Source organism: Moritella sp., assembly GCF_033791185.1.
GTDB lineage: Bacteria > Pseudomonadota > Gammaproteobacteria > Enterobacterales > Moritellaceae > Moritella.
On record NZ_JASJHF010000311.1, the window covers coordinates 1 to 13917 of the forward strand.

At 41.8% G+C, this 13917-nt stretch carries 11 protein-coding genes and 3 tRNA genes; 3 read left to right on the top strand and 11 right to left on the bottom strand.

Annotated features, from left to right (window positions below; genetic code table 11):
* Positions 1-63: 63 nt before the first annotated feature.
* From QNK26_RS17720 to nifJ, 5 genes are all read right to left on the bottom strand, one after another.
* A tRNA-His gene (locus QNK26_RS17720) sits at positions 64-139 on the bottom strand.
* Between the two features lie 89 nt (positions 140-228).
* Positions 229-305 (bottom strand) — tRNA-Arg (locus QNK26_RS17725).
* A 1-nt stretch (position 306) separates the two neighbouring features.
* Positions 307-383 (bottom strand) — tRNA-Pro (locus QNK26_RS17730).
* Positions 384-612: 229 nt separating this feature from the next.
* Positions 613-1206, bottom strand: a complete 594-nt coding sequence (locus QNK26_RS17735) for an NUDIX domain-containing protein (RefSeq protein ID WP_319225364.1) — start codon at positions 1204-1206, stop codon at positions 613-615.
* 71 nt (positions 1207-1277) lie between these two features.
* Positions 1278-4829 carry a pyruvate:ferredoxin (flavodoxin) oxidoreductase gene (nifJ, locus tag QNK26_RS17740; protein ID WP_319225365.1) on the bottom strand — a complete coding sequence of 1184 codons (3552 nt, stop codon included), beginning with the start codon at positions 4827-4829 and terminating at the stop codon, positions 1278-1280.
* A gap of 226 nt (positions 4830-5055) precedes the next feature.
* On the opposite strand from nifJ, the gene folD reads away from it, so the two are divergent.
* A complete protein-coding gene (gene folD, locus QNK26_RS17745) occupies positions 5056-5913 on the top strand; it encodes a bifunctional methylenetetrahydrofolate dehydrogenase/methenyltetrahydrofolate cyclohydrolase FolD (RefSeq protein WP_319225367.1) in 858 nt (285 codons plus the stop codon).
* 222 nt (positions 5914-6135) lie between these two features.
* Here the strand turns inward: folD and QNK26_RS17750 are convergent, their stop codons facing one another.
* Together QNK26_RS17750 and cysS are read right to left on the bottom strand one after the other, a co-directional pair.
* On the bottom strand, positions 6136-6609 hold the full coding sequence (locus QNK26_RS17750; RefSeq protein WP_319225368.1) for an FKBP-type peptidyl-prolyl cis-trans isomerase: 474 nt from the start codon (positions 6607-6609) through the stop codon (positions 6136-6138).
* An 88-nt stretch (positions 6610-6697) separates the two neighbouring features.
* Positions 6698-8089: a cysteine--tRNA ligase gene (cysS, locus tag QNK26_RS17755; protein WP_319225370.1), complete on the bottom strand. Its 1392-nt coding sequence runs from the start codon at positions 8087-8089 to the stop codon at positions 6698-6700.
* A gap of 247 nt (positions 8090-8336) precedes the next feature.
* On the opposite strand from cysS, the gene QNK26_RS17760 reads away from it, so the two are divergent.
* Together QNK26_RS17760 and QNK26_RS17765 are read left to right on the top strand one after the other, a co-directional pair.
* Positions 8337-8834 (top strand): peptidylprolyl isomerase, encoded by a 498-nt coding sequence (locus tag QNK26_RS17760; RefSeq protein WP_319225371.1) that lies wholly within the window; start codon positions 8337-8339, stop codon positions 8832-8834.
* Between the two features lie 79 nt (positions 8835-8913).
* Positions 8914-9675, top strand: a complete 762-nt coding sequence (locus QNK26_RS17765; RefSeq protein WP_319225372.1) for a UDP-2,3-diacylglucosamine diphosphatase — start codon at positions 8914-8916, stop codon at positions 9673-9675.
* Between the two features lie 104 nt (positions 9676-9779).
* Here QNK26_RS17765 and purF read toward each other — a convergent pair whose 3' ends face one another.
* The 4 genes from purF to folC form a co-directional block, all read right to left on the bottom strand.
* A complete protein-coding gene (gene purF, locus QNK26_RS17770; RefSeq protein ID WP_319225374.1) occupies positions 9780-11297 on the bottom strand; it encodes an amidophosphoribosyltransferase in 1518 nt (505 codons plus the stop codon).
* A gap of 58 nt (positions 11298-11355) precedes the next feature.
* Positions 11356-11865 carry a CvpA family protein gene (locus QNK26_RS17775; RefSeq protein ID WP_319225375.1) on the bottom strand — a complete coding sequence of 170 codons (510 nt, stop codon included), beginning with the start codon at positions 11863-11865 and terminating at the stop codon, positions 11356-11358.
* 103 nt (positions 11866-11968) lie between these two features.
* On the bottom strand, positions 11969-12574 hold the full coding sequence (locus tag QNK26_RS17780) for an SPOR domain-containing protein (RefSeq protein ID WP_319225377.1): 606 nt from the start codon (positions 12572-12574) through the stop codon (positions 11969-11971).
* A 6-nt stretch (positions 12575-12580) separates the two neighbouring features.
* The gene (folC, locus tag QNK26_RS17785; protein ID WP_319225379.1) at positions 12581-13906 is read right to left on the bottom strand and encodes a bifunctional tetrahydrofolate synthase/dihydrofolate synthase; all 1326 of its coding nucleotides are present in this window, start codon (positions 13904-13906) and stop codon (positions 12581-12583) included.
* Positions 13907-13917: the final 11 nt, after the last annotated feature.

Consider the following 13917-nt stretch of genomic DNA (forward strand, 5'->3'; position numbering starts at 1 on the left):
ACAACTTATCAGCAGGTAATACTGACAAGGGTCGATAACGTCACCTTAGTGAGTTATCAAATATGGGGCGACTGAAGGGGATTGAACCCTCGACAACCGGAATCACAATCCGGGGCTCTACCAACTGAGCTACAACCGCCACAAACTTGTTGTTAATCTCGCTCTGTTTTTACTATAAGTAAACATTAGCAAAACTAATCTTAACTATTTATTAATAGCTAATAAAAGTGGTGACCCCTATAGGATTCGAACCTATGGCCTACGGCTTAGAAGGCCGTTGCTCTATCCAACTGAGCTAAGGAGTCGTGGTCGGTGATAGAGGATTCGAACCTCTGACCCCCTGGTCCCAAACCAGGTGCGCTACCAAGCTGCGCTAATCACCGAACTGTTGAAGACAACGTCTGTCAACGAGGGTGGATATTACAGAGTTGCTTTGTTCGCGTCAAATAGTTTATTGAACCCAACAAACAACTGTTTAATAGTTATACACCGAACGAGTTTATCATAACAATATGCATAATTTGCCTACTAATTGCAGACTAATTATAAAATACTAACGCAAATCAATAACAAAGCAGGTCTTAAATAACCTGCTCACGGCCATATAAAAGCTTATACCAGTTCTGCTACTACAGTTTCAGACCAAGATTCTAAATTTAACTTGGCTAATTGTTCCGGCGTTAAGAAGCCCGCTAAGTGCAATGCGTCTTCTTTACTGGTAATAACCAAGTCGGCATGCACTTCAGCAACTAATACAATACCAAGATGTACTTCATCTACCGGCGTTACATCTTTAGAAAGATAACCAATCGTAGTCATCCCCAAAAAGTCAGCTTCTGTTAAGCCAAGTTCTTCATGCAACTCACGATACATGCCCGTGCGTAATGTATCTGTTAGTTGGAACACACCTTTCGCATCATAGACAGCGTCAACGGCATCAACATGACCACCAATACCAATACTGAATAAATTATGTAGACGTGATTCGCCACCAGCCTTAGAACGTTCATAGGCTAAATACTTATCCCCCTGTTTTACCACTACATAAGGAATAAGTTGGCGAAACTTAGGGTTCGTTTCTAACAGCGCACGCTGCATAATAACAACATCTTTACTTTCTATATTAACCGTCGAACTGTCAATTAAGCGGGTTGAGGCTGCTGCTATGTCTGCAAAAACGGAAATAATATGCTCTTGGTGTTTCACTGTCATCTACCTAAATAATTCAAAGCATCTTTATAACTAAATACGCTCTATTTGTCACCCCAATTGTTGGATTAATTATCTCTTTTCAAAGCCAGTAATGATAATAAATTATACCGCTCATTAACGACATCCTGTGCTTCTTGAATTAACTGCGCGGCTAATTCAGGGTCGTTTCTAAATATCTGTGTAAACCGCACCTCTTTTTCCATAAACTCTCGAACTGCCCGTTTTGGTTTTTTAGAATCAAGTGACAGTCCAACTTTGCCATCGGCCACGCGCTGAGGATCAAATCGATAGAGAGGCCAGAAACCACTCTCTGTGGCTAATTGTTGATGCTGTTGGCTAAATTTAAGATCGTAACCATGCTCGCCACAAGGGCTGTAAGCAATAATCAGTGACGGACCCGGATAAGCTTCAGCTTCTTTAATGGCTTTAATGGTCTGGTTCATCTGCGCCCCTAATGATATCTGAGCAACATAAATATTACCGTACATCATCATACTAACCCCCAAGTCTTTACGGGCTTGACGTTTACCCTTTGCTGCAAATTTGGCGACAGCACCAAGTGGCGTTGCTTTAGATTGCTGCCCACCTGTATTTGAGTAACACTGAGTATCCAGTACTAATACATTAACATTGTGGGGCTGACTTAATACATGATCAATACCACCAAAACCGATATCGTACGCCCAGCCATCACCACCCACAAGCCATACTGATTTTTCAACCAGATAATCGCTTAACTCAAGCAATTCTTTAGTGTCTAAAATAGGCAGTGCCTGCAGCGCCGTTTTCAGTTCATCCACCCGCTCTCGTTGTTGTTGAATTAGATTTGCATCACTTTGATCTGCACTTAATATATCTTCAATGAGCTGCGATGAAATATCGCCTTTTTGCTCAAGCAGCAAACGTTTAACTTTGGCCTGTAAACTATCTAAAGTTAAACGATAGCCGAGTCCAAATTCAGCATTATCTTCAAATAAAGAGTTTGCCCAAGCTGGCCCTCGCCCTTCATCATTAGTGGTATAAGGTGTCGTTGGTAGATTGCCACCATAAATAGAGGAGCAACCGGTTGCATTAGCAATCAGCAAACGATCACCAACAAGCTGAGTCAAAATCTTAATGTAAGGTGTTTCACCACAACCAGAGCAGGCGCCTGAATATTCAAATAAGGGTTGAACAAGTTGTGATGTTCTCACATCTAATCTTGCCATATCACTTATTTTCTTTTCCGGCAGTTTAAGAAAGAATTCATACTGTTCACGCTCTTGATCAAGATGAGCCAACCGCGGCTTCATATTAATTGACTTGATTTCTGGTTGGCTCCGATCTTTAGCTGGGCAGACTTCAACGCATAGCTGGCAACCAGTACAATCTTCAGGGGCAACTTGCAGAATATACTTTTCGCCTCTGTAATCTCGAGATTTAACATCCAATGTGGGTAAGCCAGCTGGCGCACTCGCTAAATTTTCAGGTTCAACTATTTTTGCCCGAATTGCAGCATGCGGACAGACAACAACACACTGGTTACATTGAGTGCAGAGCTCAGAGCGATCCCAGATTGGAATTTCATTCGCTATATTACGCTTTTCCCATCGGGTAGTTCCCGTTGGCCAAGACCCATCAACCGGGAAAGCCGACACAGGTAAACAATCGCCTTTACCGGCCATCATGAGTGAAGAGACGGTCTGCACAAAATTGGGGGCGTCTACAGATACAGTGGGTGGCATACCATAGCTTGTGGTGACTTGGTCTGGGTAGTTCACTACCTCAATACCTTGAATCGTTAAATCAACAGCACGACAATTATTATCAATAACGGTTTGTCCTGCTTTACCATAGCTACTTTTTATTGACTGCTTCACCAAATTGCGGGCATCTTCAATTGGAAATATATCTGTTAACGTAAAAAATGCCATCTGCATTACGGTATTAATTCGTTTACCTAATTTGCATTCACTCGCAATTTGAGTGGCATTAATAACATAGAACTTTGCCTTGAGTTTGATAATGTCAGCTTGCAACTCTTTAGGCAGGTGGTCCCAAATATGTTCACTCGCATAAGGTGCATTCAACAATAAGGTTCCCCCTACTTTTAAATGCTCAGTAACAACATATTTGTTTATAAATTCAAATTGATGACAAGCCACAAAATTAGCGTTTTCAATCAAGTAAGGAGACCGAATCGGAGTGTTGCCAAAACGTAAATGAGAAATAGTCAATCCCCCCGCTTTTTTGGAATCATAAACAAAATAGCCCTGCGCATGCTTCCCTTCAATTTCACCAATCATTTTAATTGAGTTTTTATTCGCACTAACCGTACCATCGGAGCCTAAACCGTAAAATAATGCACTAATTCGATCAATCGGATCAATAGACGGCATTTTTCTAACAGCTAATGATAAGTAAGTAACGTCATCAATAATGCCCACAGTAAAGTGCTGCTTAGGTTTAGCTAATGTGCATTCTTCAAAAACGGCTTTCACACAAGCTGGTGTAAACTCTTTTGATGACAAACCATAGCGCCCACCAATAATATGCGGCATATTATCTATGCGACCGTTAGCACGAGCCTCCGAAAACGCCGCTAACACATCTTGATATAATGGTTCACCAACCGCGCCAGGTTCTTTTGTTCGATCTAATACCGCGATATTTTTCACGGTTACAGGTACTACATCCAACAAATGCATTATTGAAAATGGACGATAAAGACGTACTCGTATCCCGCCGACCTTCTCGCCCAAAGAGAGTAAATGGTCGATGGTTTCTTCAACCGTTTCGGCAGCAGAGCCCATCAGTACAATCAGACGTTCTGCTTGTGGATGACCATAATACTCAAACGGTTGATATTTCCGGCCTGTTAAAGCAAAGAACTGCGCCATTGCTTCAACCACTTTACCCGGACAATCATCGTAAAAATTATTGCTTGCTTCACGCGCTTGAAAAAAAGTATCAGGGTTAGCGGCTGTCCCACGTACACTCGGATGATCAGGCGTAAGTGCTCGTTGGCGATGTGCCATAACCAAGTTGATATCGATAAGCTGAGCTAACTGTTCATCAGTTAACGTGTTTATTTTGTTAATTTCGTGGGACGTTCTAAAACCATCAAAAAAATGAATAAAAGGAATACGGCTCGACAGTGAAGCCATATGTGCGATCGCCGCAAAGTCATGAGCCTCCTGCACTGAGCAAGCACTCAGAATCGCACAACCTGTTTGCCGAACCGCCATCACATCTGAATGGTCACAAAAGATAGAAAGAGCATGAGTTGCAATTGAACGGGCTGCAACATGCAATACAAAAGGCGTTAATTCTCCAGCAATCTTATAAAGATTAGGGATCATCAGTAATAATCCCTGAGAAGATGTGAACGAGGTGGCCATAGCACCAGTTTGCAGTGCGCCATGTACCGCACCGATAGCACCACCTTCGGACTGCATTTCAACAATATTAGGAATATCGCCCCAGATATTTGGTTGCTCTATTGCAGACCAAGCATCTGCCTGTTCAGCCATCGGAGAGCTTGGGGTTATTGGATAAATGGCAATAACATCACTCACGCGATAAGCAATGGAAGCCGCGGCGGTATTACCGTCTAATATTCTCATCGATATACTCATTTTTGATCCCTCATTTGCAGCCAGCAGGCAGTAAAAGAATAACGTATTTTAAAATGATTTTACACACAGCAAAAAGTAAGCATTAATAGATTAATTGATGCTATTTTTAGAGTCGAAATGTTTATTCAACTAATTGTTCATAACGTGTTTCACATCAATTGCTGACAAACTAATGTTTTAGTGCGAAAATAGCGCAACTTTCTAACCAAGAGATAAATAAAACTCAATGACTGCTCAAATCATTAATGGAAAAAATATTTCTCAGCAAGTTCGTCAGAAAGTTGCTGAAGAAGTGGCTACGCGTACTGCACAAGGATTACGCGCCCCTGGTCTTGCTGTGATTTTAGTGGGTGCCGATCCGGCATCACAAGTATATGTTGGGAGTAAACGTCGAGCCTGTGAAGAAGTAGGCTTCGTTTCTAAATCTTACGATCTTGCCATAGATAGTTCACAAGAAACTTTATTAACATTAATTGATGAGTTAAACGCTGATACCACGATTGACGGAATATTAGTGCAACTGCCTTTACCTGCGCATATTGATACAACCGCGGTGTTGGAACATATTCGCCCAGACAAAGATGTTGATGGTTTTCATCCGTATAACGTCGGTCGTTTATCACAACGTATTCCAGCACTCCGTCCTTGCACACCAAAAGGTATTATTACGCTACTTGAATCAACCGGTGTTGACCTACATGGTCTCGATGCTGTTGTGGTTGGCGCTTCTAATATTGTCGGTCGTCCAATGACACTTGAATTATTACTTGCCGGTTGTACAACAACGACATGTCACCGCTTCACTAATAACCTAGAAGAGCATGTACGCCGTGCAGACTTAATTGTAGTTGCCGTTGGCCGCCCTAATTTTATTCCAGGTGAATGGATCAAGAAAGGCGCTATGGTAGTCGATGTGGGCATTAACCGTTTAGAAAATGGTAAACTTGTTGGTGATGTTGGCTTTGAAGTAGCAAAAGAAAACGCTTCTTTTATTACCCCTGTACCAGGTGGTGTTGGTCCAATGACAGTTGCAAGCTTGATCGAGAATACGTTAATCTCTTGCCGTGATTATCATTCAAAGTAATTACTAAACAGTAATAAAAAAATAGTAGATAATCAATAATAGAAAAAGCCGCATCACCTTTAGGTCATGCGGCTTTTTTGTAAGCTCAATTCAATGTTTAAATCTTGAGAGTTGATTGAAGCAAGCCTGCTGTTGCTGACAGGGATGTCAGCCTCAAGCCCCCAGGGATGGGTTTACGGCGTGCAGAGCGTCTTCAACCAATTCGCCTCTCGAACTACCCTTTTATTTAAAACTAATCAGCTCAACTTCAAAAATCAGGGTTGAACCAGCTTGAATTGAACCTGCGCCACGGTTGCCATAAGCTAAACGGCTTGGGATAAAGAATCGACGTTTCTCACCCACGACCATTAACTGAACACCTTCAGTCCAACCGGGAATCACTTGGTTTAAACCAAATGTAATTGGCTCGCCGCGTTGTACAGAACTGTCAAACACTGTGCCATCTAATAATGTACCGTGATAATGCACTGTAACTTTAGAACGACCCGTTGGGTGCTCAGTGCCAGTACCTTCTGTTAGTATCATTGATTGCAGACCTGAAGCCGTTTCTTCAACACCTTCTTTTTCTAAATTCGCTGCTAAAAACAATTTACCCGCTTCAATATTTTCCGCCGCTTGTTTCTTGTTACCGCCCATGCGTGTCATCACAAAGAAAATCAATGCACAGCCAAGGATAACTGAAATAATTTTTAACATGCTTAATCCCTTATTCAATAAAAAATGCCTATCACCACTTAGATTAAAAATATAAAAGGTAATCGGCATTTAAAGTTAATTCAAATGTTTATTTGCGGCGCCAAGTCGTACCGTTAGCACCATCTTCTAATACAATACCCAATGCATTCAACTTGTCACGTGCGTCATCCGCCATGCCCCAGTCTTTACTTGCACGTGCATCATTACGTTGTTTAATTAACGCTTCAATTTCTGCCACTTCATCATCTTCGCCAGCATCACCTTGTAAGAAAGCTTCAGGTTCTTGTGACAACAGACCAAGGACATCACCAAAACGAATTAACTGTGCCGCTAGTTCACCTGCACGTTGCGCATCAGTGTCTTTAATACGGTTAATTTCTTTTGCCAGTTCGAATAATACTGGGAATGCTTCCGGTGTATTGAAGTCATCATCCATTGCCGCTTTAAATGTTTCAACATAGGCTTCACAGCCAGGGATAACACCCTCAGCATCGGCCACAGTCACATCACGTAATGCGGTATACAAACGCTCTAAGCTTGAACGCGCTTGCTTTAAGTTGTCTTCTGAGTAATTCAATTGGCTGCGGTAATGGCCTGACAATAGGAAATAACGTACCGACTCACCATCATATTCTTCTAGTACATCACGGATGGTAAAGAAGTTATTCAGTGATTTAGACATTTTCACTTTGTCGATTTGCACCATACCCGAATGCATCCAAGTATTTACGTACTCACCGTTGTGCGCGCAACATGATTGCGCCACTTCATTTTCATGGTGCGGGAACATTAAGTCTGAGCCACCACCATGAATATCAAATACTTCACCAAGTAGCTTGTTGTTCATTGCTGAACACTCAATGTGCCAACCAGGACGGCCTTCGCCCCAAGGAGAAACCCAACTTGGTTCACCCGGTTTCGCCATCTTCCACAATACGAAGTCCATTGGGTTACGCTTATCTGTTTCAACTTCAACACGCGCGCCAGCTTGTAGCATATCTAAGTCTTGACCACTGAGTTTACCGTAGTCAGTAAATGTCTTCACTTCAAACAACACGTCGCCACTGTTAGCAACATAGGCATGGCCTTTAGCGACTAACTTTTCGATAATTTCGATGATATCAGGCATATGGCCTGTTACCGTCGGTTCAATATCAGGGCGGATCATGTGCAGCGCATCAAAATCTTCATGCATTGCTTGGGTAAAACGCGTTGTTAGCTGATCACAAGTTTCACCATTTTCATTTGCACGTTTAATGATCTTGTCATCAACGTCAGTAATATTACGGATAAACTTAACAGCATAACCGCGATGGCGAAGGTAACGCACCACAGTATCAAACGCCACAAAAGTACGACCGTGACCAATGTGACAGTAATCATAGATAGTCACACCACATACGTACATACCGATTTCACCTTCGGTGATAGGTTTAAATTGTTCTTTTTGGCGAGTCAGTGTGTTGTAAATCTTCAGCATCGAATAGTGATCCTTGCGCAAACAGTAAAAATGCAATTAATTGACTGATTTTACCATTCGCACTAATGATTACTAGCTTTGCAGTAGCATAAAATAGCTAAATTTAGCTCAACCACTAAAAAAGTGTATAAATCAGTCAAATGACAGGATAAATTTAACCGCTGAGCTTGCTTGTGAAGGTTAAGGCTTTTCGATCGCAGGGCTTTAGGATAGAATTTAGCGGTTAATTAACCAAAGGATCATTAAAATGATAACTCTACATACAGATTTCGGTGATATCAAAATCGCACTTAACTTTGAAGCAGCACCAAAAACAGCTGCTAACTTCTTAGAATACGCAAAAAGCGGCTTCTACGAAGGTACTATCTTTCACCGTGTAATCGATGGTTTCATGGTTCAAGGCGGCGGCATGCTTCCTGGTATGGAAGAGAAAAATTCAAATGCATGTATCGAAAATGAAGCAGACAACGGTCTGTCGAATAAATTAGGTACATTAGCAATGGCACGTACTATGGACCCGCATTCAGCAAGTTCACAGTTTTTCATCAACGTAAAAGACAACAACTTCCTAGACTTCACAAGCAAGACGTCACAAGGTTGGGGTTACTGCGTATTTGCTGAAGTTGTTGAAGGCATGGACGTTGTTGAGAAAATGAAAAAAGTTGCTACAGGCAACAGACGTGGCCACGGTGACGTACCACTAGAAGACATTATCATTACTAAAGTAACTGTAGAAGAAGCTTAATAGCTCACTCAGTCTCTTAAAATAAATACACTGCTTTGGTAGTGTATTTTTTTATTCTCGACAAGGATGAAGCACCAACATGACTACTTTGTTTATTTCAGATCTACACCTTGATGAACGTCGTCCGCAAATTACCGAATTGTTTTTGCATTTTCTTGCTACTGAAGCACGCCAAGCAGACACGCTCTATATTTTAGGCGATCTATTTGAATTTTGGTCTGGTGATGACATTAGCAATCCACTTAACGATAGTGTTCAAGATGGACTTAAAGCCTTAACCGCAAGCGGCGTTAAATGCTTCTTAGTTAAAGGTAACCGTGATTTTTTGGTGAGCAAACGCTTTGCCAAACGTACTGGCATCACCATTCTTGGCGATTATACTGCGATTGTACTTGATGGTCAGCAAATCTTACTTGCACACGGCGATACTCTTTGTACTCTCGATGAGAAATACCAAGCATTTCGGGCTGCGGTTAATATCCCATGGCGCCAGAAACTCTTTACTTGCTTACCTATCTTTGTACGTGAAGCCATCGCCGATAAAATTCGCGGTAAAAGTAAAGAAGGTAATCAACAAAAAAGCATGTCAATCATGGATGTAACTGAGTCTGAAGTGATTAATAAAATGCAAGAATACCAGTGTGACATTTTAATTCATGGTCATACCCACAAACCAAATATTCATGATGTGACATTATCAAGTGATAAAACAGGCAAGCGCATTGTACTAGGTGATTGGTTTGAGCAAGGCAGCGTACTTATTTGGAGCGACGGGCAATATGATCTACAACAACGCGCCTTCTTGAAGGAGCAAGCAGAAGACAAAAAGCACGACCAATAAGCCAGCAATAGATTAAGATGACAATAAAAAAGGAGCTTAGCGCTCCTTTTACGATCTATTTATGATTAAAGCAATAAACTAAATTATTCCATTCACACTACAGATTATTCACCTTCGTTATGAATTTCTAAATTAGCAATTTCTTCTTTTTGTTCTTTAACTGTTTTAGCATCGTCACTACGCACATCATTAAGGCGCTGTAAGTAAGCCGCATCAATATCGCCAGTCACATACTCACCGCTAAATACCGATGTCTCAAACTTTTTAATGTTTGGATTACATTTTGAAACCGCAGCGATTAAATCATCCAAATCTTGGAAGATAAGTGCATCGGCACCAATCATAGTTGCGATCTCTTCAACGTCACGACCATGTGCAATGAGTTCTTCAGAACTCGGCATATCAATACCGTATACATTTGGATAGCGAACTTCTGGTGCTGCTGATGCTAAATAAACTTTTTTAGCGCCTGCTTCACGTGCCATTTCAATGATCTGCTCTGACGTGGTACCACGTACAATTGAATCATCAACTAACAGTACGTTCTTACCGACAAATTCCGATGAAATGGCGTTTAATTTACGACGAACAGACTTACGACGTAACGTTTGTCCTGGCATGATAAACGTACGACCAATATAACGGTTTTTAACAAAACCTTGGCGGTATGGTAATTCCAGCACTTTGGCAATTTCTAACGCACTATCACATGATGTTTCAGGAATGGGGATCACAACATCAATATCAATATCGGCCCACTCACGCTTAATTTTATGGCCCAGTCTCTCCCCCATAGCAAGGCGTGATTCGTAAACCGATACCTTATCTATTGTTGAATCTGGACGCGCAAAATAAACAAATTCAAAGATACATGGGTTGTGCTGTGCATTTTCAGCGCAGTGCGCGCTAAATAACTCACCTTCATCGGTAATATAAACCGCTTCACCGGGTTCAACATCACGTACAAAGTCAAAACCAACCGCATCAAGCGCCACTGATTCCGAAGCAACCATATATTCTTTATGACCATTTCCGGCGCGCATACCTAATACTAACGGGCGAATACCGTTAGGATCACGGAAAGCCACTAGGCCATGATTAATAATCAAAGATACGACAGCATAAGCACCAAGTGCTTGCTTGTGTACCGCTTTAACGGCAGTGAAAATATCTTCTGCTGTGAGGTGTAGACTTGGGCATTTATCTAATTCATGCGCCATAACATTAAGTAATACTTCTGAATCAGACGTGGTATTAATGTGACGACGGGCTTTATGAAATTGATCTTCTTTTAATTGCGCGGCGTTGGTTAGATTTCCGTTATGAGCAAGGGAAATACCGAACGGAGAGTTAACATAGAAAGGTTGAGCCTCAGCGGCGCTCGAGCTTCCTGCTGTCGGGTATCGGACGTGACCGATACCAATATTACCTTTCAAACGTTGCATATGTTTAGTTTCGAATACATCGCTCACTAAACCATTTGCTTTACGCTGCCTAAAGTTTCCATCACTTAAGGTTACAATCCCTGCAGCATCCTGTCCACGATGCTGTAATACTGTTAATGCGTCATAGATAGACTGATTAACAGGGGTTGTAGAAACAATGCCAACAATTCCACACATAACCTAAATCCTCGTTTACTGTGCTTTCGATAAAATGCTATTTATAACGTTTCGCTTGTCATAAACCCTGCATATTGTCCCATGCAGAAGCTTGATGTTCAAAAAACCATTTAATGAGTGGTTTCAACTCAGTTATTAGTGGCGAGCCCTGCCACCAAACCGTTTCCGGAAAACTGGTGAATAACTGTAAAAATAACAGTAACACGCACACTACTAATACTCCTCGGGCAATACCAAAGCATACACCGAGCAATCTATCCGTACCTGATAAGCCCGTTTTATCAACGAGTTGACCAAGTATGTAATTTAGCAAAGCCCCTAAAATAAGGGTCGAAATAAATAATAGCGCTATCGCAACGCCATTTTTAACTAACTGCTCACTGAACGCGGCACTAAACGCATCAAAATTTTCTAAGTAAGCAGCAATATCTTGGTAATAAAAACGAGCTATAAAGAAAGCACAGAACCAAGTGCAAAGAGAGAACGCTTCCTTGACAAAACCACGTACTAAACTTATTACTGAGGATAAACCAACAACACCAATAATCAGGTAATCAATCCACGTCATTTTTTGTTCCACTCATTTGAAATTCGCGTTATTGTAACAACTTAAATACGAGATTGATAATAGTTATAAACAAAAAAAGCCGACATAAATGTCGGCTTTTTAATTACTTGTCTCGAGGGTCAAACTTTTCAATCACACCTTCCAGACCGGTTATTTTTTCTAATTTTGGTAATAAACGTTTCAGCTCATCTTTGTCCACATTAGGTCCAACATAAAGCCTGTTTAACTGACCAGCCTTTTTATATCGTGGCAACCTGTAGGCGTCAAATCCATTCTTCCTGATTTTTTTAACAAGATCATCAACTGCTTCTGAATTCTTAAATGTCCCTAAACGAATATTCCAGCTATGACCAACAGCTGGTATCGCCGTCACCGTTTTAGCAGGCTTAACGAGAGGCACTAGTTTAGGGGCTTTAGTTCTCGGTTTAGGGTTAGACGCTACAGCGCTATCTGTAGAGGCTAAGGTTACCGTGGGAGCTGGTTCAATAAGTAATTCCGCATCATTCATACCGTCATCGAATGAAGCTCGCTCTAACGAATCAAAGTTAACGGGCTCAGCAAGTTCCACTAGCGCAGGACGCAAAGGAATACTAGCCGTGTTCTCACGATACGTTATCTTTTGACCATCAAGTAAGTCTGGTAAAAATATAATACCAATCGCCACTAAAATAATAGTGCCGACTAAACGATGTTGAAATGTCGATGCCACGTTTATCTAACCACTTATATGTTGGGTAATTTCCGCTACGGTAAAAAATGAACCGAAACCAATAATAATATCATTACAATCAGCACTTTGGTTTGCCGACTGCCAAGCTTGCGCTATTGTATCATGACTCGTAGGCTGCTGGCTAAGGCTATCATGGCTTTTCCCACTGAGTCGCATCGCATCAACCAATCCCAACTCAATTTGCTGGCACGCTGCAGCACGATCACATTGCAATGAAGCAAGGTGCCAGCTGTCAACAACCTCAGTTAATGCCGCTAAACTTGCGGCGATATCTTTATCTTTTAGCATACCGACAACAGCAATCACCTTGACAGGTGAACTGGCTAGTTGTTTTAAACGAGTCAGCTGGGTTGCCAAATAACGCGCTGATTCAGGATTATGCGCCACATCCAAAAACTGCAAAGGCGATGAACCCAATTTCTGCATACGGCCAGATAACCTTGCATTTGCAACACCGCTGCGAATAGCACGATCAGGAACGACAAGTCCTAACGCTTGTACTGCAGCAATCGCAGTCGCGGCATTTTGTAATGGTAGCTGAGGAATTTCTAGGTTAGAAAATGCTAATGCGATACCGTCTTGCGGTTCTGTCGCACTTAATTGCCAGTCCCAAGTGTCAGCATGCTGGGTATAATGGTAATCATGATTAACCGCGATCAGGTCTGCACCAATTTCATCGGCGTACGCTGCGATGGTAGACGGTGGATTAATCACCCCACAGATGGCTTTCTTACCTTGACGGAAGATACCAGCTTTTTCGCGGGCAATGACCGCTTTATCAGTACCTAACCAATCAGCATGATCAATATCAATTGTTGTCACAACAGCAACATCAGCAGATACAATATTGGATGCGTCTAAACGCCCCCCCAAACCGACTTCAAGGATCACCACATCAAGTGCGACGTCTTGAAATAACTTCAAGGCTGCTAATGTCGTGAATTCAAAGTACGTTAATGTAGTATCGCCACGCCCAGCTTCAATAAACGCAAACGAATCTACATGGGCTTGTGCGGTCAGCATATTTCCGTTAACGCGAACACGCTCTCGGAAATCTTGAATGTGAGGAGAACTCGTTACACCGACATTAAAGCCAGCATCAAGTAAAATACGTTCTAAAAAGGCGCACGTAGAACCTTTACCATTGGTGCCAGCAACCGTTATCACTTTGGCATCAAATGTCGTTAATGCTAAGTCAGCAGCAACGCGCCCTATACGGCCCAATCCCATTTCAATATTAACAGGATGAATACTTTCTAAATAGCAAAGCCAGTCTGCAAGAGACTGGCTTTTATTAATACTGTTCAACATCGGTAATAGTT

Excerpts from the sequence above, each read along its gene's own strand:
- QNK26_RS17775 (WP_319225375.1), bottom strand. The coding sequence starts at position 11,865 with ATGACGTGGATTGATTACCTGATTATTGGTGTTGTTGGTTTATCCTCA.
- QNK26_RS17750 (WP_319225368.1), bottom strand. The coding sequence starts at position 6,609 with ATGTTAAAAATTATTTCAGTTATCCTTGGCTGTGCATTGATTTTCTTT.
- folC (WP_319225379.1), bottom strand. The coding sequence starts at position 13,906 with ATGTTGAACAGTATTAATAAAAGCCAGTCTCTTGCAGACTGGCTTTGC.
- QNK26_RS17760 (WP_319225371.1), top strand. The coding sequence starts at position 8,337 with ATGATAACTCTACATACAGATTTCGGTGATATCAAAATCGCACTTAAC.
- nifJ (WP_319225365.1), bottom strand. The coding sequence starts at position 4,829 with ATGAGTATATCGATGAGAATATTAGACGGTAATACCGCCGCGGCTTCC.
- cysS (WP_319225370.1), bottom strand. The coding sequence starts at position 8,089 with ATGCTGAAGATTTACAACACACTGACTCGCCAAAAAGAACAATTTAAA.
- folD (WP_319225367.1), top strand. The coding sequence starts at position 5,056 with ATGACTGCTCAAATCATTAATGGAAAAAATATTTCTCAGCAAGTTCGT.
- purF (WP_319225374.1), bottom strand. The coding sequence starts at position 11,297 with ATGTGTGGAATTGTTGGCATTGTTTCTACAACCCCTGTTAATCAGTCT.
- QNK26_RS17765 (WP_319225372.1), top strand. The coding sequence starts at position 8,914 with ATGACTACTTTGTTTATTTCAGATCTACACCTTGATGAACGTCGTCCG.